Source organism: Cryobacterium sp. TMT3-29-2, assembly GCF_004564305.1.
Lineage (GTDB): Bacteria > Actinomycetota > Actinomycetes > Actinomycetales > Microbacteriaceae > Cryobacterium > Cryobacterium sinapicolor.
The window spans coordinates 1-21367 of sequence record NZ_SOGK01000046.1 but is presented as its reverse complement, the minus strand read 5'-3'; the positions used below and the strand labels follow the sequence as shown (position 1 = coordinate 21367).

The 21367-nt window shown below is 69.2% G+C and carries 17 protein-coding genes; 14 read left to right on the top strand and 3 right to left on the bottom strand.

The window, feature by feature from the left end; genetic code table 11:
* The first annotated feature begins 34 nt into the window (after window positions 1-34).
* From sucC to E3O67_RS05945, 9 genes are all read left to right on the top strand, one after another.
* On the top strand, window positions 35-1204 hold the full coding sequence (sucC, locus tag E3O67_RS05985; protein WP_134428190.1) for an ADP-forming succinate--CoA ligase subunit beta: 1170 nt from the start codon (window positions 35-37) through the stop codon (window positions 1202-1204).
* 13 nt (window positions 1205-1217) lie between these two features.
* Complete coding sequence (gene sucD, locus E3O67_RS05980; RefSeq protein WP_135102229.1) at window positions 1218-2105, top strand: succinate--CoA ligase subunit alpha; 888 nt, start codon at window positions 1218-1220, stop codon at window positions 2103-2105.
* Window positions 2106-2389: 284 nt separating this feature from the next.
* Complete coding sequence (locus E3O67_RS05975; protein ID WP_174776803.1) at window positions 2390-3814, top strand: DUF6350 family protein; 1425 nt, start codon at window positions 2390-2392, stop codon at window positions 3812-3814.
* Window positions 3815-3823: 9 nt separating this feature from the next.
* Window positions 3824-4417: a phosphoribosylglycinamide formyltransferase gene (gene purN, locus E3O67_RS05970; RefSeq protein WP_134428194.1), complete on the top strand. Its 594-nt coding sequence runs from the start codon at window positions 3824-3826 to the stop codon at window positions 4415-4417.
* On the top strand, window positions 4414-6090 hold the full coding sequence (gene purH, locus E3O67_RS05965) for a bifunctional phosphoribosylaminoimidazolecarboxamide formyltransferase/IMP cyclohydrolase (RefSeq protein WP_134428196.1): 1677 nt from the start codon (window positions 4414-4416) through the stop codon (window positions 6088-6090). Before purN ends, purH begins: the two co-directional genes overlap by 4 nt.
* 203 nt (window positions 6091-6293) lie before the next feature.
* Window positions 6294-7487 (top strand): mechanosensitive ion channel family protein, encoded by a 1194-nt coding sequence (locus E3O67_RS05960; RefSeq protein WP_241982013.1) that lies wholly within the window; start codon window positions 6294-6296, stop codon window positions 7485-7487.
* A 160-nt stretch (window positions 7488-7647) separates the two neighbouring features.
* On the top strand, window positions 7648-8472 hold the full coding sequence (gene ddaH, locus E3O67_RS05955) for a dimethylargininase (protein ID WP_174776802.1): 825 nt from the start codon (window positions 7648-7650) through the stop codon (window positions 8470-8472).
* Window positions 8473-9074: 602 nt separating this feature from the next.
* A complete protein-coding gene (locus E3O67_RS05950) occupies window positions 9075-10796 on the top strand; it encodes an ABC transporter ATP-binding protein (protein WP_134428378.1) in 1722 nt (573 codons plus the stop codon).
* The gene (locus E3O67_RS05945; RefSeq protein ID WP_135102228.1) at window positions 10793-12598 is read left to right on the top strand and encodes an ABC transporter ATP-binding protein; all 1806 of its coding nucleotides are present in this window, start codon (window positions 10793-10795) and stop codon (window positions 12596-12598) included. Before E3O67_RS05950 ends, E3O67_RS05945 begins: the two co-directional genes overlap by 4 nt.
* A 163-nt stretch (window positions 12599-12761) precedes the next feature.
* Here the strand turns inward: E3O67_RS05945 and E3O67_RS05940 are convergent, their stop codons facing one another.
* From E3O67_RS05940 to E3O67_RS05930, 3 genes are all read right to left on the bottom strand, one after another.
* Window positions 12762-13208 carry a cupin domain-containing protein gene (locus E3O67_RS05940; RefSeq protein WP_198417150.1) on the bottom strand — a complete coding sequence of 149 codons (447 nt, stop codon included), beginning with the start codon at window positions 13206-13208 and terminating at the stop codon, window positions 12762-12764.
* Between the two features lie 65 nt (window positions 13209-13273).
* Complete coding sequence (locus tag E3O67_RS05935) at window positions 13274-13591, bottom strand: MGMT family protein (RefSeq protein ID WP_134428202.1); 318 nt, start codon at window positions 13589-13591, stop codon at window positions 13274-13276.
* Between the two features lie 10 nt (window positions 13592-13601).
* Window positions 13602-14054, bottom strand: coding sequence for an N-acetyltransferase (locus E3O67_RS05930; RefSeq protein ID WP_134428204.1), 453 nt, complete (start codon window positions 14052-14054; stop codon window positions 13602-13604).
* 176 nt (window positions 14055-14230) lie between these two features.
* On the opposite strand from E3O67_RS05930, the gene E3O67_RS05925 reads away from it, so the two are divergent.
* The 5 genes from E3O67_RS05925 to E3O67_RS05910 all read left to right on the top strand — a co-directional run bounded on the left by E3O67_RS05925 (window position 14231) and on the right by E3O67_RS05910 (window position 21097).
* On the top strand, window positions 14231-15445 hold the full coding sequence (locus tag E3O67_RS05925) for an NADP-dependent isocitrate dehydrogenase (protein ID WP_135102227.1): 1215 nt from the start codon (window positions 14231-14233) through the stop codon (window positions 15443-15445).
* A gap of 136 nt (window positions 15446-15581) precedes the next feature.
* Entirely contained in the window at window positions 15582-17591 is a 2010-nt protein-coding gene (locus tag E3O67_RS05920; protein ID WP_135102226.1) for a heavy metal translocating P-type ATPase, read from the top strand.
* 12 nt (window positions 17592-17603) lie between these two features.
* Window positions 17604-19280 carry a S8 family serine peptidase gene (locus E3O67_RS05915; protein WP_370260213.1) on the top strand — a complete coding sequence of 559 codons (1677 nt, stop codon included), beginning with the start codon at window positions 17604-17606 and terminating at the stop codon, window positions 19278-19280.
* A gap of 104 nt (window positions 19281-19384) precedes the next feature.
* Complete coding sequence (locus E3O67_RS17345) at window positions 19385-19612, top strand: hypothetical protein (RefSeq protein ID WP_241982011.1); 228 nt, start codon at window positions 19385-19387, stop codon at window positions 19610-19612.
* Window positions 19613-19879: 267 nt separating this feature from the next.
* On the top strand, window positions 19880-21097 hold the full coding sequence (locus E3O67_RS05910; protein WP_134428210.1) for an MFS transporter: 1218 nt from the start codon (window positions 19880-19882) through the stop codon (window positions 21095-21097).
* The last annotated feature ends 270 nt before the right edge of the window (window positions 21098-21367 follow it).

The window sequence follows — 21367 nt, the reverse complement described above, 5'->3', positions numbered from 1 at the left end:
GCAGGAACGCTACGAAGCGGATTGGAAGAGCAGCGTGGATCTTTACGAATATCAGGCACGAGACCTGTTTGAACAGTATGGAGTTCCGGTTCTTCCGGGCATCATCGCGGACACTCCGGAGGAGGTGCGTGCTGCGGCCGAGAAGCTGGGCGGCGTTGTCGTTGTCAAGGCCCAGGTCAAGGTCGGCGGACGCGGCAAGGCTGGCGGCGTGAAGGTGGCGAAGACCCCGGACGACGCTGAAGCCGCCGGGCGTGCCATCCTCGGACTCGACATCAAGGGCCACACCGTCAACCGGGTCATGGTTGCCGGTGGAGCCCGCATCGCTCAGGAATTCTACTTTTCCGTGCTGCTGGACCGCACCAACCGCTCCTACCTCTCGCTCGCGAGCTACGAAGGTGGCGTAGAGATCGAGATTCTCGCTGTTGAGAAGCCCGAAGCGCTCGCCTACACGGCCATCGACCCGATTGCCGGGATCGATCTGGACACGGCCCGTCAGATCGCGGTCGCCGCGAAGTTCCCGGCCGACCTCGTCGACAAGGTCGCCCCCGTCTTCGTGCAGCTTTACAACGTGTTCACGGGTGAGGACGCGACCCTGGTCGAGGTCAACCCGCTCGTGCTGACCGAAGAGGGCGACGTCATCGCCCTCGACGGCAAGGTCACGATCGACGAGAACGCCGGCTTCCGCCACCCGAAGCATGCCCTCCTCGAGGACGCCGCCGCCGCCGACCCGCTCGAGGCGAAGGCCAAGGCGAACGACCTGAACTACGTCAAGCTCGACGGCGAAGTGGGCATCATCGGCAACGGTGCCGGACTCGTCATGAGTACCCTGGACGTCGTCGCCTACGCCGGCGAGAACCACGGCGGCGTCAAGCCGGCCAACTTCCTCGACATCGGGGGCGGAGCATCCGCCGAGGTCATGGCCGCCGGCCTGGACGTCATCCTCGGTGACCCGCAGGTCAAGGCCGTGTTCGTCAACGTCTTCGGCGGCATCACCGCCTGTGACGCTGTCGCCAGGGGCATTGTGGGCGCGCTCGCCGAACTCGGCAGCGCAGCGAACAAGCCGCTCGTTGTGCGCCTCGACGGCAACAACGTCGAGGAAGGCCGTCGTATTCTCGCCGAGGCCAACCACCCGCTCGTCACACTGGCCGCCACCATGGACGAGGGCGCCGCCAAGGCCGCCGAACTCGCCCACGCCGCGAAGTAAGGGATTTTCGAACATGTCAATCTTCCTCAACAAGGACTCCAAGGTCATCGTGCAGGGCATCACCGGCGGTGAGGGCACCAAGCACACCGCCCTCATGCTCAAGGCCGGCACCCAGGTTGTCGGTGGCGTGAACGCGCGCAAGGCCGGCACCACGGTGCTGCACGGCGACGCGGAACTGCCCGTCTTCGGCACGGTCGCCGAGGCCATGGAAAAGACCGGGGCGGATGTCTCGATCGCCTTCGTGCCGCCGGCCTTCACCAAGGACGCCGTCATTGAAGCCATCGACGCCGGCATCCCGCTGCTCGTTATCATCACCGAGGGCGTGCCGGTGCAGGACTCGGCCGAGTTCTGGGCCTACAACATCGCCAAGGGCAACAAGACCCGCATCATCGGTCCGAACTGCCCCGGCATCATCACCCCCGGTGAGGCGCTCGTAGGCATCACGCCGGCGAACATCACCGGCAAGGGCCCGGTCGGCCTCGTCTCCAAGTCGGGCACCCTGACCTACCAGATGATGTACGAACTGCGCGACCTCGGCTTCTCCACCGCCATCGGCATCGGCGGCGACCCCATCATCGGCACCACGCACATCGACGCGCTCGAGGCGTTCGAGGCTGACCCCGAGACGCTCGCCATCGTCATGATCGGCGAGATCGGCGGCGACGCCGAGGAGAAGGCGGCCGAGTACATCAAGGCCCACGTCACCAAGCCCGTCGTCGGCTACGTCGCCGGCTTCACCGCCCCTGAGGGCAAGACCATGGGCCACGCCGGCGCTATCGTCTCCAACGGAGCCGGAACCGCCCAGGGCAAGAAGGAGGCCCTCGAGGCCGCCGGGGTCAAAGTCGGCAAGACGCCGAGCGAGACCGCCACCCTGCTGCGCGAGGTTCTCGCGGCGCTGTAACCGGCACCGCTGCAACCGGCACCGCTGCAACCGGCACCGCTGCACGGTGGTGCCGCTGATCAGCGAGGCCACTGGCACCGAACGAAAGGGCCCGCCTCATCAGGCGGGCCCTTGTGCGTTGCCGGCTGCCGGCATCCGTGCCCGAACGAATTCGACGGAGATTCTGCTCTCAACCGCCCGATACGCCCGTTTTAGCCTGGACCCAAGCAAAATCTCCGTCGAATTCGTCAGTGTGCGGCGGGGGCCGGGGAGCGAGGGTGCGGGAAACGGTAGGCTCCGATCGGATGAAACGCATAACCACCGCTCTGCTTGCCGCGCTCGACGCGCTCATTGTCGTAGCCATCGGGATCGGCATCGCACTGGTTCCGCTCACGGTCCTGTGGGCAACGCAGTTCGGCCTGGACGTCAACTGGCTCGTCTTCTGGCGTGCCGCGGTCGACGTCTGGCTCGTCGGCAATGGGGTCGACCTGATCGTGCAGTTGGACCCGACCCTCGTCGCGGCCCTGAACCTTCCTGGCTCGGACGCCCCGTTCCCGATCACGATCGCGCTGCTGGGCTTCGCGTTGATGTCCGTGCTCTTCGGCCTTCGCACCGGCCACCGCGCGGCGGAAACACCCCATCGCTGGATCGGGGTGACAGGCGCCACCGTCAGCTACGCGCTCCTGACCGCCCTGCTCGTGCTGTCGGCAGGCACGGATGCCGTGCGCCCCGTGGCCGCGCAGGGTCTGCTTCTGCCGCCGCTGATCTTCGCGGCCGGGGTTCTGATCGGCGCGGGTCAGGGTCAGCTGGGCCGGCTGCTCGGCCGTATCCCCGGCCTGTCCGGCCGCCTTCCGGGAAAGAACAGCACCAGCACCAGCACCGACAGCACCGCAGCCGCGCTGCTCCCGATCGCGGTGCGCCCGGCCGTCTCCGCGGCTGTGCGCAGCGGAACAGCCGCGGCCGCCGGCATCCTCTGCGTCGCCGGGATCGCCGTGTTCGTGTTGATCCTGACCCACTACGCCACCATCATCGGGCTCTACGAGACCGTGCAGGCCGGTGTTCTGGGTGGCATCGCGCTCACCCTGCTGCAACTGGCGTTGATCCCGAACCTGGTCATCTGGGCCGCGTCCTGGTTCGTCGGCCCCGGCATCGCGGTGGGCGTGGGCACCAGTGTGTCCCCGGTCGGAACCTCGCTCGGCACCGTTCCGGGTCTGCCGATCCTCGGGGTGCTCCCGCAGGGCAGCCTGGCGTATGGGTTCGTCGGTCTGCTCGTGCCGCTGCTGGTCGGCTTCCTCGTCACCGTCGTCCTGAGGCAGCGGGCGGCAGCGGATGTCCCTCCGCCCTCGATCACCGAACGCCTGCTCACCGGCCTCGGCACCGGAGTCGTCGCTGGCGTGCTGCTCGGGCTGCTGGCCTGGTGGTCTGGCGGAGCTGTCGGCCCGGGCCGCCTCGTTCAGGTCGGCCCGAACCCGCTGCTGGTCGGTGCGCTGGCCGCCGCCCTGGTCGGCTTCGCCGCCTGCCTCGGCCTCCTGACTCCCGCGCCTCCCGTGCGCGCGAACGGCTCCGGGCGCACCGGCGCGCCCAGCGCGACGCCCAGCGCGACAACCCGCACGACGCCCAGCAGGACAACCGGCACGACGCCGGGAGCGGTGTCGCGTGCCGTGCGCAGCGGGGCGAACGGTGCCGGACGTCTCCTCGGCCGGCTGCGCGACCTGCTCCCACGCCGGTAGGCTTCTCCCGTGCTGAACTTGGTCGTATTGATCTCCGGCGGGGGATCCAACCTTCGCTCCCTGCTCGAGGCCTGCCGGGATGCTGACTACCCGGCCCGCGTGGTGGCCATCGGCGCCGACCGCGACGCCGACGGGCTCGAGCTCGGCGAGGAATACGGCATCAGCACGTTCACGGTGCCGTTCACGTCGCATCCGTCCCGGGAGGCGTGGGGCGACGAGCTCCTCGCGCAGATCCAGCAGTGGGACGCCGACCTCGTCGTGCTCAGCGGCTTCATGCGCCTGCTGCCGCCCCGCGTCGTGGCCGCGTTGGCCCCGAACCTGCTCAACACGCATCCGGCCTACCTGCCCGAATTCCCCGGGGCGCACGGGGTGCGTGATGCCCTCGCCGCCGGGGTCGACGAAACCGGTGCGAGCCTGATCGTGGTCGACACCGGTGTCGACGACGGACCGATCATCGCGCAGGAACGAGTGCCGGTGCTGCCGGATGACACCCAGGCATCCCTGCACGACCGCATCAAAATCGTCGAGCGTCGCCTGCTGGTGCAGGCTGTGCTCGATATCGCCAACGGACACGTCGATCTCAAGGAGCATCCCCACATATGAGCGGTCCCACCAACGCCCAGAGTCTGTACCGCCACCGCGACGTCGTGCCCGTGCGGCGTGCCCTCATCTCGGTGAGCGACAAGACCGGTCTGGTCGAATTGGCCGCCGCCCTCGCGGTGACCGGCGTCGAAATCGTGTCGACCGGCTCGACCGCGGCCACCATCCGCGCCGCCGGCCACGACGTGACGGATGTCTCCACCGTCACCGGCTTCCCCGAATCCCTCGACGGCCGGGTCAAGACCCTGCACCCGGGAGTGCACGCCGGCATCCTCGCCGACCTGCGCCTCGAGGCCCACGAGGCCCAGCTCGCCGAACTCGGCATCGACGCGTTCCAGCTCGTCGTCGTGAACCTGTACCCGTTCGTCGAGACCGCCCTGTCGGGCGCGGCCCCGGCCGACGTGATCGAGCAGATCGACATCGGCGGACCGGCTCTCGTGCGTGCCGCAGCCAAGAACCACGCCAACGTCGCCATCGTGGTCGACCCCGACAACTACGACGAGATCATCGCCGCCGTCGAGGCCGGCGGCACCCCGCTGAAGCTGCGCCAGAAGCTGGCCTCGCTCGCCTTCGAGCACACCGCCGGCTACGACCTGAGCGTCTCGGCCTGGTTCACCGAGAACGTCTACGACCAGTGGCAGGACGATGCTGCGGCCCTGGACGAGGACATCCTCGAGGAGTTCGACGCCGTGATCGGCGATGCCCTCTCCGACGAGATGCCGTTCCCCGAGACTCTCGTCATCGAGGCCACCCGCAGCGCGGTGCTCCGCTACGGCGAGAACTCGCACCAGGCCGCGGCGCTCTACCTGGGCGAAGGCGGCCAGGGCATCGCGCAGGCCGTGCAGCGCCACGGTAAGGAGATGTCGTACAACAACTACGTCGACGCGGATGCCGCCGTGCGCGCCGCCTTCGACTTCGCCGAACCGGCCGTGGCCATCATCAAGCACGCCAACCCGTGCGGCATCGCCGTCGCCAACCCCAAGGCGCCCGACGCGATCGCCTCCGCGCACCACCGCGCGCACGACTGCGACCCGATCTCGGCGTTCGGCGGCGTCATCGCGGCCAACCGCACGGTCACCCTCGGCATGGCCGAGACCGTCAGCCAGATCTTCACCGAGGTGCTCGTCGCCCCGGGCTTCGAGCCGGCCGCGTTCGAGCTGCTCAGCGCCAAGAAGAACATCCGCCTGCTGGAACTGCCGGCCGACTACCACCGCTCCTCGCTCGAGCTGCGCCAGATCTCGGGCGGCCTGCTGGTGCAGGAGTCCGACACGTTCGACAACCTCGACTCGTCGATCTGGACCCTCGCGGCCGGCGACGAGGTCGACGCGGCCACCCGGGCGGACCTCGAGTTCGCGTGGAAGGCCTGCCGCTCCGTGAAGTCGAACGCCATCCTGCTGGCGCGCGGCGGGGCATCCGTCGGCGTGGGTATGGGCCAGGTCAACCGGGTCGACTCCTGCCACCTCGCCGTGCTGCGCGCCGGCGACCGTGCAGCCGGCTCGGTCGCGGCCTCGGACGCGTTCTTCCCGTTCGCGGACGGCCTGCAGGTGCTGCTTGAGGCGGGCGTGACGGCGGTCGTGCAGCCCGGCGGCTCGGTACGCGACGCCGAGGTCATCCAGGCGGCCGCGGATGCCGGCGTCAGCATGTACTTCACCGGAGAGCGCCACTTCTTCCACTAGGCGCCCCGGTGCCTCGTGCCCCTGTGCCTTGCCCTGTGCCCCTGTGGCTAACTCAGGAGATCTGCGGATGCCGTTGGTCGCCCGCCGCGGAATTCCCGGGCGGTAGCCATGCGGCATCCGTTTTCTCCTGAATTCGCCACGGACTCTGGCACGATTGAAGGGTCCGTGGCTTCGCCAGAACCGTCCCGGCCAGAAGGAGCGCCGTGCCCGATTTCGAGGGATTCATCCAGACCGACTACCTGATCGCCCTTGCGGTCGCGGTCGTGGCCGCCGTGGCCGTCACGGCGATCATCGCCCTGGTCTTCCGGGTGGTCGGCCGTAAGGAGGCCTGGGCCCGCACGCTCGTCGGCCTGGTCAGGGTGCCGTTCCGGCTGACGCTGCTCGTGGGCGCGATTTGGACGGTGAACACGCTGTTCCTGCAGACGTCCGAGGAGATCGAGCGCCTGGTCGACTTCATCTTCCGGGCCCTCTTCATCGGCGTGGCCACCTGGCTGGTCTGTGCGCTGCTCTACTTCTTCGAGGAGGTCGCCGCCGCCCGCTACCGCATCGATGTGCGCGACAACCGAGTTGCCCGGCGCGTGCGTACCCAGCTGCGGATGCTGCGCCGCATCGGCGTCGTGGTGATCATCATCTGCGCGATCGGCGCCGTGCTGCTCAGCATCCCCGGCGCGGCGACCCTGGGTGCGAGCCTGTTCGCCTCCGCCGGCCTGCTCAGCGTCGTGGCCGGCCTGGCCGCGCAGTCCACGCTCGCGAACGTGTTCGCCGGCATCCAACTGGCCTTCAACAACGCCCTGCGCGTCGACGACGTCGTCATCGTCGAGACCGAGTGGGGCAAGATCGAGGAGATCACCCTCACCTATGTGGTCGTACACATCTGGGACGACCGGCGCATGGTGCTGCCGTCGACCTACTTCACGACCAACCCGTTCCAGAACTGGACCCGCCACAACAGCGAACTGCTCGGCGCGGTCGAATTCGACCTCGACTGGCGTGTCGACCCGGCCGGCATGCGCGTGGAACTCGACCGCATCGTCGCACAGACCGAGCTCTGGGACGAACGCGTGGTCGTGCTCCAGGTGACGGATGCCGTGGGCGGCTTCGTGCGCGTGCGCGTGCTGGTCTCCGCCGCCGACGCTCCCACCCTGTTCGACCTCCGCTGCCTCGTGCGTGAAAACCTGATCGACTGGCTCAACACCCATAACCCGGAGGCGCTGCCGGTGGGCCGGATGGAGCTGCGACGGGAGTCCGCGCGCTCGAAGGCGCCCGCCCGCACCGAGCCGGCGCACCCCGTCACCGCGCCCATCGGGCTGTTCTCCGGCGACGAGAACGCCAAGGCGCGGGCGGCCGAGTTCACCGCGACCATCCCCGTGCAGAAGGGGTCGGCCGAGGAGCGCTGACCGGCCGATGGTCACGGCGCGCGCGTGCTGCGCCGAGCCGACCGACAGATCCCGGTGCCCGTGAGAGTGCCGATTCCGGTCGAGAGTGACCGGCGGAATGGACACTCTCGTCCGGAACGGCAACAGGAGGGCGATCGGGGGAGAGCCCTACACTGGCGGGATGGAAACTGCCGACTCCGAGACCTTGCCCGCCGCATCCGTTTCCGCGCCGGCATCCGATGCCGCGGGGCGGCGCGCGCTGGTGCGCCGACCGGCTCGGAACCTGGCCGAGGGACAGTTGACGCATATCGAGCGCAGCCCGATCGACCTGGCGCGCGCCGACGAGCAGTGGCTGGGCTATGTGGCGGCGCTGGCCGCCGCGGGGTGGGACACGGTCGAAGTCGAGCCGGCCCCCGACCTGCCCGACTCCGTCTTCATCGAGGACGCCGTCATCCTCTTCGGCGACCTGGCCGTCGTGGCCAAGCCCGGCGCCCTCAGCCGCCGCGGCGAGACCGAGGCCGCCGAGGCCGCCGTGCGGGCCCTGGGCCTCACCGTGTACCGCCTCGAACTGCCGGGAACCCTCGACGGCGGCGATGTGCTCAAGGTCGGCCGCACGGTCTACGTGGGCCGGAGTCTCCGCACGAACGCGGAGGGCATCCGTCAGTTGCGCGCCATCCTCGAACCCCGCGGTTACACGGTCGTCGCCGTGCCGATCACGAAGGTGCTGCACCTCAAGACCGCCGTCACGGCCCTGCCCGACGGCACCGTGATCGGCTACCGGCCGCTGATCGACGACCCCAGCGTGTTCCCGCGCTTCCTGCCGGTGCCCGAGCCGGAGGGTACCGCGGTCGTCGTGCTCGACCCCGGGACCGTGCTGATGTCGAGCGCGGCGCCGCGCTCGGCCGCGCTGTTCGCGGGTCTCGGCTACCAGGTGATCACCGTCGACATCTCCGAGTTCGAGAAGCTCGAGGGCTGCGTCACCTGCCTGAGCGTGCGGGTGCGCTGACACCCCCACCACCCCCGCGAGATGCGGACAAAACACCCTTGATTGCGCGGCGAGGGTGTTATGTCCGCAATTTTGCGGTTGCGCCCACGGCTCCGGAGCCGTATCCTGAAAGGCTGCCTGAACAGGGGGGGCACAGCTCAGACACGACGCGCTCAGGAGGCCGACATGACCAAGACAGCACCGCACCCGATCGCAAAGCCTGCGAACGACGGCGCCCGCCTTGGCGCAGCCATTCCGTTCAGGCGTTCCGCCTAGCGTCCTTCCCGCGCACACTCGCCCCGCCTCGCGCCTGACGCCTGGCCGTTGAAACCAGCGCCCCGCCGACCGCAGGCCGGCAGCACCGCTGCCCACCGGAAGCGAGAGCTTCCACCCCGCCGACCGACTCGTTCGTTATCGGCTTCCCGGCGCCCCGTGGCGCCGTTGCCCGGAAACAGACTGTTCAGGACTCACTCGTGTCCACGCTCAGCGACCACAGCCATCCGCCCGATCCCGACCCCGCCGCGGGAACCGACCTGGTTCCCGCACCTCGGCGGAACACACTCCAGGTGCTGCTGCGCCTCTACCCGTTCGCCCGGCCGGCCCTGCCGCGGCTCGCGCTCGGCATGCTCGCCGCCCTGCTGGCGGCGCTCGTCGCGCTCGCCATCCCGCAGGTGCTCCAACGCCTCGTCGACGGGGCGCTGACCCGGCAGGACGCCGAGCAGATCTGGCCGGCCGTGATCGTCGTGCTCGCTCTCGGCGTGATCGAGGCGGTGCTGATCGCGCTGCGTCGCTGGTTCGTGCTCGGCCCCGGCACCCACATCGAGGCCCGGATGCGCAACGCGCTCTACGCCCGGCTGCAGGACCTCCCGGTCACGTTCCACGACAAGTGGCCGAGCGGCCAGCTGCTCTCCCGCGCCGTCAGCGACCTCAACCTGATTCGCCGGTGGATCTCGTTCGGGCTGGTGCTGCTCATCGTCAACGTGGTGACCATCGTGATCGGCGCCGTCATCCTGGTGTCGATGAACTGGATCCTCGGCCTCATCTTCCTCGTCTGCTCCGTTCCGCTGTGGATCGTCGGCTACCTGTTCGAGGAGAAGTACTCCGTCGTCGCGCGGCGCAGCCAGGATCAGGCCGGCGACCTTGCGACGGCGGTCGAGGAGTCGGTGCACGGCATCCGAGTGCTCAAGGCCTTCGGGCGCGGCAAATTCGCGTTGAAGAACTTCGCCGACCAGGCCGAGAGCCTGCGCGGCACCGAGATCGAAAAGGCGCGCGCCATCGCCGGCATCTGGCTGTGGCTGCTGATGATCCCGGACGTGGCCTTCGCCCTCTGCCTCGTGGCCGGCGTCTGGTTGGCCAGCCAGGGCGAGTTCAGCGTGGGTGGGCTCGTGGCCTTCTTCGCGACGGCCACCGTGCTGCGCTGGCCGATCGAGTCGGTCGGGTTCCTGCTCTCGATGACCTTCGACGCCCGCACGGCGACCGACCGGTTCTTCGACGTGCTCGACGCGCCGAACGCGATCACCGACCCCGAGCATCCGGTCACCATCGACTCGCCCCGCGGCCGGCTGGCGTTTGAGGACGTGCACTTCCGCTACCCCGACTCGCCCAGCCGCTTCCCGGACCTGCTCGACGGCGTGGACCTCGTGCTCGAACCGGGGGAGACCATGGCGCTGGTCGGCCTGACCGGCTCCGGCAAGTCCACCCTGACGGCGCTGACCACCCGCCTCTACGACGTGACTGCAGGGCAGGTGACCCTGGACGGTGTCGACGTGCGCCACCTCGGCCGCGAGGAGCTGCGCCGGCACCTGTCGATGGCCTTCGAGGATGCGACGCTGTTCTCGGCATCCGTGCGCGACAACGTGCTGCTCGGCCGCCCCGAGTGGGCCGAGCGCTCACCCGAAGCGGATGCCGCACTCGAGGAAGCGCTGATGGTCGCCCAGGCCGGCTTCGCCCACGACCTCCCGGAGGGTGTCGACACGCTCGTCGGCGAGGAGGGGATGAGCCTCTCCGGTGGCCAGCGGCAGCGGATCGCGCTGGCGCGTGCGGTGGCGGCCAAGCCGGCCGTGCTGGTGCTCGACGACCCGCTGTCGGCCCTCGACGTGGACACCGAGTCCCTCGTCGAGGCCGCCCTGCGCGAGGTGCTCTCCGCGACCACGGCGCTGATCGTGGCGCACCGGCCGTCGACCGTGATGTTGGCCGACCGGGTTGCGCTGCTCGAGAACGGGCGCGTCACCGCGGTCGGGCGCCACTCCGACCTGCTCCGCGAGAGCGAACACTACAAGTTCGTGATCTCGAGCCTGGAAGACGAAGAACGACGAGAGTCCGCACGAGAGGAGGTGGCGCGATGAGCGTCACCGGTGTCGAGGGGGAAGACCGCAGCAATTTCAGCGCCGTGGAGAGCAAGCAGATCCGGCGCCGTTCGCTGCGCCTGCTCGGGTCGCTGCTGCACCCGGTGCGCCTCCCGGTCGTCGCCGCGATGCTGATCGTGGTCGTCTCCACGGCCGCGCAGGTGGCCGGCCCGGCCCTGATCGCCTACGGGATCGACCAGGGTCTCCCCGCGCTGATGGAACAGGACTGGGTGCCGCTGGCCGCGACCGGGGTGGTGTACCTGGCCACCGGCGTCGTCGGTGCCATCCTGATCGCCTGGTACACGATCATGTCCGCCCGGATCAGCCAGGCGGTGCTGATCGACCTGCGCAAGCGGGTCTTCCTGCACACCCAGCGGCTCAGCCTCGAATTCCACGAGTCGTACACCTCGGGTCGCATCATCTCGCGGCAGACCAGCGACCTCGACGCCATTCGGGAGCTGCTGGACTCCGGCATCAACCAGCTCGTGCAGGGGCTGCTCTACATGGTGTTCACCGCGATCGCCCTGTTCCTGCTCGACGGCACGAGCGGGCTCGTGCTGTTGGCCTCGATCGTGCCGCTGGCCCTGCTCACCCGCTGGTTCCAGGTGCGCTCGCAGACACTCTTCCGCCGGTCGAGAACGGCGTCGGCGAGCCTGATCGTGCAGTTCGTGGAGACCATGACCGGCATCCGTGCGGTCAAGGCCTTCCGGGCGGAGAAGCGCAACGAGAAGGTGTTCGGCGAACTGGTCGAGGACTACCGGAAGGTCAACTCGCGGGTCATCCAGCTGTTCGGCATCTTCGACCCGGGTCTCGTCCTGATCGGCAACGTGGCCGTCGCGGTCGTGCTGCTGGTCGGCGGGTTCCGCGTCGTCGACGGCCAGCTCGCTATCGGCGCGCTGCTCGCTGCGCTGCTCTACACCCGCCGGTTCTTCGACCCGATGGAGGAGATGGCGATGTTCTACAACTCCTACCAGTCGGCCGCCGCGGCGCTGGAGAAGATCTCCGGGGTGCTCGAGGAACACCCGGGGGTGCCGGACCCGGTGACGCCGGTGGACCTCTGGTCGTCGCAGGGGGCGGTCTCGTTCGAGGGCGTGCAGTTCGAGTATCAGGCCGACCGGGTCATTCTGCCGCGGTTCGATCTGGCCATTCCGGCCGGGCAGACCATCGCCCTGGTCGGCTCGACCGGAGCCGGCAAGTCCACCCTGGCCAAGCTGATGGCGCGCTTCTACGACCCCTCGACGGGCCAGGTGACCCTCGACGGCGTCGACCTGCGCGACCTGCACCCCAAGGACCTGCGCCGGGCGATCGTGATGGTCACCCAGGAGGCGTACCTGTTCAGCGGCTCGGTCGCCGACAACATCTCGATCGGCAAACCGGAGGCGACGCCCGCCGAGATCGTGGCGGCGGCGAAGGCGGTGGGTGCGCACGACTTCATCGCGGGGCTGCCGAACGGGTACGACACCGACGTGAACAAGCGCGGCGGGCGCGTTTCCGCCGGGCAGCGGCAGCTGATCTCGTTCGCACGGGCGTTCCTGGCCGACCCCGCGGTGCTGATCCTCGACGAAGCCACCTCGAGCCTGGATATCCCGAGCGAACGCCTGGTGCAGCAGGCCCTGCAGACCCTGCTCGGGGGGCGCACCGCCGTCATCATCGCGCACCGCCTGTCGACCGTGGCGATCGCCGACCGGGTGCTCGTGATGGAGCATGGGCGCGTCGTGGAGGACGGCACGCCCGACCAACTGATCGCCGGCACCGGACGGTTCGCGCAGCTGCACGCCGCCTGGCGCGACTCGCTGGTGTAGCCGCGGGTCGCATCCGCGTCACGCGGCGCAGGGCTCGCGGCGCAGGGTGCGCCTCGGCGACGACGGATGTCCGGCCGCGCCGGAACGGAAAAGCCCGGCACCTGGACCCCGCGGGTGCGGGCGACGGATGCCGGGCGATGCCGGGCGGGGGAACCGTGAGCGGTTAGGCGAACCCCCAGGCCTTCTCCTCGTCGCTGGAGGCGTCGGAGAGCGGCGTGCCCGACAGGGGGCGGTTGGAGGCCACCGGCCCGAGCGGGTGCTCGCTGGGATCCCGGGGGGTCACGGGAGCCTGCTTGAGCTCGACGAAGATTGCGTGCGACGGCGTGCTGCCGATGTTCAGGCCGGCGTGTTCCTGGGCCGGCAGCCACCGGGTCTCGCCGGCCGGCAGCTCGACGTCGACCTCGCGGCCCTCCGACGACAGGCGCCGGGCGTAGGCGTTGAGCGTGATCATGACGCTGTCGGGATGCGCGTGGGGCTTGGTCGCGTCGCCGGGAGCGTCGAGGAACTCGAGCACGCGAACGCGGTCGTTCTCGAGCAGTACTCGGTAGGCGCCCGGGTCGGTGATGAGGGGATCGAGGGAGGTCTGTGCGGCTGAGTTTTCGCTGTCCATGGAAAAACGCTAGCACCCGGAACAGCCCGGAACCTAGGGTTTCCGGGCAACCCAGCCGGAGAGCGTCAGGCGGGACTCCAGCGCGCCGCCGTGTAGTCGACGCGGTAGCCGTGCGGCCCAGTCTTCAGCGGTGTGCCCTCCGCCCGGTAGCGGGGGAGGGCGCGCTCCTCGTGCCCGATCGGCGGGTGTCCGCCGGCCCGGATCACCCGCCACCACGGCAGGTCGGCGCCGTGACGCGCCATGATCTGCCCGACCAGGCGGGCGCCGCGCGAGCCGAGCACGGCCGCGACGTCGCCGTAGGTCATCACCCGCCCGGGCGGGATCGACTCCACGATGCCGAGAACGTGCGTGACGAACGCTGGTTCGCGGGCGGCATCCGTCATCGGATCCCAGTCAGAGCTGCAGTGCGCCGATGGTCTCGCCGTAGACGGTCTGGCCGATGTCGCTGAAGCCGAGGTGGTGGAAGAACGACTCCGGGCCCTCCTCGCCGGGCTCCCAGATCACCGTGACGTGGTCGAAGCCGCGCTTGCGGGCCTCGTCGGCCAGGGCATCGGCGGCGAACTTGCCGACGCCCTGGCCCTGGGCCTCCGCGTCCACGTTGATGCGCCAGATGCAGGCGCGGAATTCCTCGTGCGGTGAGTCCGGGTCGAAGTTGCCGTGGATGAAACCGACGACGTCTCCATCGAGCACGACGACGCGCTGCCAGGCGGTGGCCGGGTTGATGACGGATGCCGCAACCGCATAGGACACGGGGGCGATGAACTGCTCCTGCCCCGGCTTCAGGCTCAGGCCGTTCGCCGCGACAATGTTTCGCGCGGACAGTTCTTCCAGTCGTAGTTCACCCATGCGAACAGGCTAACGTGCACCGGAGCCGGTGGGGTAGTCGGGCTTTCGGACGACACGGCGTGCGGGCGGCTGCAATTCGGGACATCCGGAAACTGTCTCGATGTCAAGATAGTTGCGACCCTCCACTAGAATCGACGTGGCTATTCTTGCCCCCCGATATTCTGAGGAGATTTCCATTGGCGAAGATCAAGGTTGAAGGCACTGTCGTCGAACTCGACGGGGACGAGATGACCCGCATCATCTGGCACGCGATCAAGGAGACCTTGATCCACCCGTATCTCGACATCGACCTCGAATATTACGACCTGTCGATCCAGAAGCGTGACGAGACGGACGACCAGATCACCATCGACTCGGCCCGCGCCATCCAGAAGCACGGCGTCGGCGTCAAGTGCGCGACCATCACGCCCGACGAGGCGCGCGTCGAGGAATTCGGCCTGAAGAAGATGTGGGCGTCGCCCAACGGCACCATCCGCAACATCCTCGGCGGCACCATCTTCCGCGAGCCCATCATCATCTCGAACATCCCGCGCCTGGTGCCGGGCTGGAACAAGCCGATCATCATCGGCCGGCACGCGTTCGGCGACCAGTACAAGGCTACCAACTTCCGTTTCGAGGGCGAGGGCACGCTTAGCATGACCTTCACCCCGAAGGACGGCTCGGCTCCGCAGGAGTTCGAGGTCTTCCAGGCCCCCGGCAGCGGTGTCGCCATGGGAATGTACAACCTCGACAACTCCATTCGCGACTTTGCCCGCGCCTCGCTGAACTACGGCCTCGAGCGCAAGTACCCGGTCTACCTGTCGACCAAGAACACGATCCTCAAGGCGTACGACGGTCGTTTCAAGGACATCTTCCAGGAGATCTTCGACGCCGAGTTCAAGGCCCGCTACGACGCGGCCGGCCTCACCTACGAGCACCGCCTCATCGATGACATGGTCGCTTCGGCCATGAAGTGGGAGGGTGGCTACGTCTGGGCCTGCAAGAACTACGACGGCGACGTGCAGTCCGACACCGTCGCGCAGGGCTTCGGCTCGCTGGGCCTGATGACCAGCGTGCTCTCCACGCCCGACGGCAAGGTCGTCGAGGCCGAGGCGGCGCACGGCACGGTGACGCGCCACTACCGTCAGCACCAGCAGGGCAAGCCCACTTCGACCAACCCGATCGCCTCGATCTACGCGTGGACGCGCGGCCTCGCGCACCGCGCCAAGCTCGACGGCAACCCGGACCTCGCCGCGTTCGCGAACACGCTCGAAGACGTGGTCATCACGACCGTCGAGAGCGGCAAGATGACCAAGGACCTTGCGCTGCTCGTGGGCCCGGAGCAGGCCTTCCAGACGACCGAGGAGTTCCTCGCGGCCATCGCGGAGAACCTGCAGGCTCGCCTGGCGTAACCCGCAGAGAGGGGCGGCAGCCTCACCTTCGGGTGAGGGTGCCGCCTTTTTTGTGCGCGTTGCCGGGGTTTTTCTGGGCGCTGAGGGGAGGCTTTCCTTGCTGGCGGAGCCCGGCCAGCGAGGCAAGAATATGACCATGTCGTCTCTGGTTGCCGCCGTGCGCCGTTACCCGCTCGTCACCACGACCGTGCTGATCGGGCTCATCGGCGCGGTACTCGTCTCGTTCGGTCACACGGATGCCGTGCGCTGGCTGTTCAGCGGATTCGGCCTGCTGGTCGCCGGTTACGAAACGATCGGCATGGTGCGACGGCTGCGACACGGCACCCTCGGTATCGACGTGCTCGCGATCATGGCCATCGTCGCCACGGTCCTGGTGGGCGAATACGTCGCCACCCTCATCATCGTATTGATGCTCACCGGGGGCGCTGCCCTGGAGGACTTCGCCGTGAACCGCGCCAAGCGCGAACTCGACGCCCTGCTCCGGCGGGCCCCGCAGATCGCGCACCGGCTCGTCGCCGCGAACGGTGCCGGTCCGAGCGACGACACCGGTGCCGCTGCAGACACCGGCGCCGCTGCAGGCGCCATTGCCATTGCCATTGCCGTAACCGGTACCGGTTCCGGCTCCGGCAACGGTAACGGTGAGGTCGAGGACGTGCCCGCCACCGAGGTGCGGCCGGGTGACCTGCTCCTCGTGCGCCCGGCCGAGATCGTTCCCGTCGACGGTGAACTCGTCTCCGTCAGCGCTGCCTTCGATGAGTCGTCGCTCACCGGGGAAAGCCTCCCGGTGGAGCGCGAGAACGGGGACGCCGTGCTCAGCGGGTCAATCAACGGTCAGGCCGCCGCCACCATCCGGGCCACCGCGACTGCCGCGAACAGCCAGTACCAGCAGATCATCGCGCTGGTCGAGGAGGCCGCGGCCAGCAAGGCGCCGGTGGTTCGCCTGGCCGACCGCTACGCCGTGCCGTTCACGGCGGTGTCGCTCTCGATCGCTGCCCTGGCCTGGCTCCTCAGCGGTGACCCGGCCCGTTTCGCCGAGGTTCTGGTGGTCGCCACCCCCTGCCCGCTGCTGATCTCCGCGCCGGTCGCTTTCATGGGTGGCATGAGTCGTGCCGCCCGCAACGGCATCATCGTCAAGGGTGGCGGTGTGCTCGAGATGCTCTCCCGCGCCAGGACCGTCGTCTTCGACAAGACCGGAACCCTCACCCACGGCACACCGACCATCGCCCGGGTGCTTCCCGAACCCGGCTTCGACGAGGACGAGCTGCTCGCGCTCGCCGCATCGGCGGAGCAGTACTCGTCGCACGTGCTCGCGGCATCCGTCATCGCGGAGGCCCGCGCCCGCCGGCTCGAGCTGACCGGTACGGAGACCGCGAACGAGGTTCCCGCGCACGGGGTGGTGGCCCGGCTGGGTTCCCACGAGGTCACGGTCGGCAAGCTGTCGTTCATCAGGGAGCAGGCGACGGATGCCGCGGCCGCCCCCCTCGAGGGCGGCGAGCTGGCCATCTACATCGCCGTCGACGGCCGCTTTGCCGGCAGCATCGTCGCCAGCGACAGACTGCGGGAGAACGCACCGCAGACACTGGCCGACTTCCGGGCCCTCGGACTGCGGGACACGGTCATGCTCACCGGGGATGCCCAGCCGGCCGCCGAGCACATCGCCGCGCTGGTGGGAATCTCGCAGGTGCAGGCGGACTGCCTGCCCGCCGGCAAGGTCAATGCGGTGCGCGCCCTGGCCCGCCGCCCGGTGATCATGGTCGGCGACGGGGTGAACGACGCGCCCGTACTGGCCGTCGCCGACGTCGGCATTGCCTTGGGAGCCCGCGGAGCCACGGCCGCCAGCGAGTCGGCCGACGTCGTCATCCTGATCGACGATCTGACCCGCGCCGCCCGCGCGGTCGCGATCGGACAGGACACCATCCGGATCGCGCTGCAGAGCATCTGGCTTGGAATCGTGATGAGCCTCGGCCTGATGCTCCTGGCCGCGTTCGGCTTCATCCCCGCCACCGCGGGGGCGCTCCTGCAGGAATTCGTCGACCTGGCCACGATCCTGAACGCGTTGCGGGCAATCGGCGGCCGCCGGGATGCCGCCGTGCAGGCCCGGGTCGCGGCCCGCACGCCGGCTCCAGCCGGCGCCCTGAGCTGCTGAGCTGCTGAGCCGCTGAGTCGCCGAGGTGCTGAGCCGCTGAGTCCGTGCCGTTCGCCGGTAGGGTCGGGTCACGCTTCCCGGATCGGCGCCGAGAGCGGCGGCGAGTACCTCTCGCCGCGCGACGGTGACGGCCACGGCTCACACACCGGTGGCACCGCGGCCGGCAACCACGCCGTCGCCGCGTCGGTCGGCGGCATCGACTTCGGCACCATCGCGGGGGTCGCGCCCGCGGCGAAGATCGCCGCGTACAAGGTCTGCTGGTCCGGCCCCGACCCGGTCAGCCAGGACGACGACGGATGCGCCACCAGCGACCTCCTGTCGGCGATCGACCAGGCCACGGCCGACGGTGTCGACGTGATCAACTTCTCGATCGGCGGCGGTGCGGCGCAGACCACGGTCTCCGCCACCGACGTCGCCTTCCTGGGTGCGGCCTCGGCCGGCATCTTCGTGGCGGCCTCGGCCGGCAACTCCGGACCCGAAGCGTCCACGCTGGACAACGCGTCGCCGTGGATCACGACCGTGGCGGCCAGCACGATCCCGAGCTACGAGGCCACCGCCACCCTCGGCAGCGGTCCGGCATATGCCGGCGGCTCGATCACGGTCCCTGCGGCCGGCGTGACCGGTGCGCTGGTGCGCGGTGACCTCGTCGCCGCCCGACGCGGCACGGACCCGCTGCTCTGCGGGCCGGACTCGCTCGACCCGGCCAAGGTGGCCGGCGCTATCGTGTTCTGCCAGCGCGGCGTCTACGACCGGGTCGCCAAGTCCGCCGAGGTGAAGCGGGCGACCGTGACCCTCACGCCGGGCAACGCGCTCGGCACCACCCCGCCCGCCCCGCAGGTCGCCGGTTTCTCCTCGCGCGGACCGGTCCTGGCCGACGGCAGTGACATCATCAAGCCGGACGTCTCGGCACCCGGGGTCGCGATTCTGGCCGGCGGCGCCAACGCCGCGGGCGCGCCAGGCACGTACCAGTTCCTGTCCGGAACGTCGATGTCGTCGCCGCACGTCGCAGGGCTCGCCGCCCTCTACCTGGGCGAGAAGCCTGCGGACACCCCGGCCGAAGTGAAGTCGGCCTTCATGACCACCGCCTACGACACGGTCACCGCGTCCGGCATTGCCGTGACCGACCCGTTCGTTCAGGGTGCCGGCCCGGTCGATCCGACGACGTTCTTCACGCCGGGACTCGTCTACCTGAACGGGGAGAGCGACTGGAGGTCCTACATCAAGGGCGCCGGCTACACCTGGGAGGGCGACGGGGGTGTGGCCTCGGTCGACCCGTCGAACCTCAACCTGGCCTCGATCGGCATCGGCTCGCTCACTCGGCCGGAGACGATCACCCGCACGGTGACATCGACGCAGGCAGGCTCCTTCGACGCCTCGGTGTCGGGCCTCGCCGGCATCGACGTGGCCGTCGAGCCTTCCACGCTGACCTTCGGTGCGGCGGGGGAGACGCAGTCCTATACGGCGACATTCGCCCGAACGGATGCGCCCGTCGACACGTTCGCGACCGGCTCGCTCGAGTGGACCAGCGGAGCGACGGTCGTGCACAGCCCGGTGGCGGTCAAGCCCGCCACGCTCGAGGCGCCGGTCGCCGCCGACGTAACCGGTGTGGCCGGATCCGTCGACATCAGCGTGACGACCTCGATTCGCTGGCCGACGCCGCCGACCTGGACCTCCTGGTCAACCGGCTGAGCGGCAAGGGCGGCACGCCGCTCGAAGGCTGGCAGTCGGCCACGGCTGCGGCGGACGAGCACGTCGACCTGCTGAACCCGACGGCCGGGTACTACCAGATCATCGTGTTGGTCTTCAGCGGCACCGACCGGTACGACCTGACCACTTTCACGGTCGCGCCGGGTACCGGCGCTGGGGCGTTCACCGTTGCCCCGAACCCTCTGCCGGGAGTGCAGGGCGTCGAGGCGACCTACACGGCCTCGTGGAGCGGCCTGGCCGCGGCCTCGGATTACCTCGGGCTGGTGCGCTACGGCGACAGCGGCTTCTCGACGGTCGTGGCGGTGGAGAACTAGCAGCCGGCGGGTTCGGAACGGCGGCAGAGGGCGACGGATGCGCGGCATCCGTCACCCTCGCGTCGTCGGCTCGACGAGGGTGCCCCTGCCCGCTGGGCCGCTCGTCCGGTGTGCCTGCCCGTGAACCAAATCGACGGAGATTTTCGACCAGAAGCGTGTTTCGAGCTGTTTTCGGGTCGTTGTGGGCAAAATCTCCGTCGAAGTCGTTAGGTGCACAGGGGTGAGCGCGGGGCGGGCGGACTCCGGGCCAAGGCTTACCCTGAGGTAATGCGATTCGTGCGAATCCGCCGAGGCGGCGAGACCCCCGGCGTGAGCCGACCGCGGCTGTCCCGAGAGGTCTACGTGCTCGGCGTGATCGCGTTCTTCGTGATGGTGGGCTTCGGTGTCGTGGTGCCGGTGCTGCCCGTCTATGTGCGCAGCTTCGGGGTTGGCTACCTGGAAATCGGTGCCGTCGTCTCCGCCTTCGCGCTGATGCGCTTCGTGTCCAGCCCGTTCACCGGGCGCCTGATCGACTGGGCTGGCGAGCGGATGATCCTGGCCTCCGGTATCGGGATCGTCGCCGTCTCCAGTGGGCTGGTGGGCGTGGCCCAGAACTATCCGCAGCTGCTGCTCCTGCGCGGTGCCGGCGGCGTCGGTTCGGCCATGTTCACGGTGGCAGCCATGACCCTTCTGCTCGGCTCCACGGCGCCGGGATTCCGGGCCAGGGCCATCGGGTTCTATCAGGGCGGGTTCCTGCTCGGCGGGATGGCCGGCCCCGCACTCGGCGGACTCCTCGCAACGATCTCGCTCACCGCGCCCTTCTTCTTCTATGCCGGCACGCTTGGCGTTGCCGGCATTCTCGGGCTGGTGCTTCTGCGCCCGGTGCGGGGCGGGGTCGTCCCCGCGTCCGGCCCGCCGCCCGAACGCATCCCGTTCCGAACGGTGCTGCGGGACACCCGGTTCCGCGCGGCGTGCATCGCCAACTTCGCCACCGGTTGGAACTCGTTCGGCGTGCGCAACGCGCTGATCCCCGTGTTGATCGTCGAGGTGCTGCGGGGCCCGACCGCCTGGACCGGCATCGCTTTCGCCGTCGCGGCCGTCGCCCAGACGGTCGCGCTCGCGCCGGCTGCGCGGTTCGTCGACACCGTTGGCCGCCGCCCGGCCATCATCGGGGCGTTCCTGGTCGCCGGCCTCACGATCCTCGCGGTCCCGTTCGCGCCGAACATCATCGTGCTCACCGCACTTCTCTGCCTCTACGGCGTGGCCTCGGCGTTCATGGGCACCGCTCCGGCCGCGTCCGTCGGTGATGCGGCCGGGGCCGGCGGCGGACGTCCCGTGTCGGTCTTCTCGATGTTCTCCGATCTGGGTGCCATCGTCGGACCGCTCGCCGCCGGGTTTCTCGTCGACAGCGTCTCCTATCCGGTGGCCTTCGGCGTCGGCGCCCTGCTGTTCTTCGTGACCTCCGCCTACGCGCTGCGGATGCCGCGGCAGACCCGCGCGGCATAGTCCGGTCGAGGGATTGTCTCGAATTCGCGTTCGAAAATACTTGCACAAAAAGTGACAAACTCTCGACTGTACGTGCGTCATGGGCTAAAATTGGAACATGATGAACCTCGCGGAAGACCTCAGGCAGGCGGCCGAGGCTGTGGCCCTGTTGGGCTCTTCGGGTGCGGACTATGAGGCTCTGCCTGATGCCGCCTTGTTGGCTGGTCAGGGTCAGATCGTGTCGGCCCGCCGGTTGCTCGACACCCGCGCCGCGTGGATGGCGGGCACGAT

Bases quoted from the DNA above. Each gene is read 5' to 3' on its own strand.
- sucD (WP_135102229.1), top strand. From the start codon at position 1,218: ATGTCAATCTTCCTCAACAAGGACTCCAAGGTCATCGTGCAGGGCATC.
- E3O67_RS05975 (WP_174776803.1), top strand. From the start codon at position 2,390: ATGAAACGCATAACCACCGCTCTGCTTGCCGCGCTCGACGCGCTCATT.
- purH (WP_134428196.1), top strand. From the start codon at position 4,414: ATGAGCGGTCCCACCAACGCCCAGAGTCTGTACCGCCACCGCGACGTC.
- ddaH (WP_174776802.1), top strand. From the start codon at position 7,648: ATGGAAACTGCCGACTCCGAGACCTTGCCCGCCGCATCCGTTTCCGCG.
- E3O67_RS05950 (WP_134428378.1), top strand. From the start codon at position 9,075: ATGCTCGCCGCCCTGCTGGCGGCGCTCGTCGCGCTCGCCATCCCGCAG.
- E3O67_RS05945 (WP_135102228.1), top strand. From the start codon at position 10,793: ATGAGCGTCACCGGTGTCGAGGGGGAAGACCGCAGCAATTTCAGCGCC.
- E3O67_RS05940 (WP_198417150.1), bottom strand. From the start codon at position 13,208: ATGGACAGCGAAAACTCAGCCGCACAGACCTCCCTCGATCCCCTCATC.
- E3O67_RS05935 (WP_134428202.1), bottom strand. From the start codon at position 13,591: ATGACGGATGCCGCCCGCGAACCAGCGTTCGTCACGCACGTTCTCGGC.
- E3O67_RS05930 (WP_134428204.1), bottom strand. From the start codon at position 14,054: ATGGGTGAACTACGACTGGAAGAACTGTCCGCGCGAAACATTGTCGCG.
- E3O67_RS05920 (WP_135102226.1), top strand. From the start codon at position 15,582: ATGTCGTCTCTGGTTGCCGCCGTGCGCCGTTACCCGCTCGTCACCACG.
- E3O67_RS05910 (WP_134428210.1), top strand. From the start codon at position 19,880: ATGCGATTCGTGCGAATCCGCCGAGGCGGCGAGACCCCCGGCGTGAGC.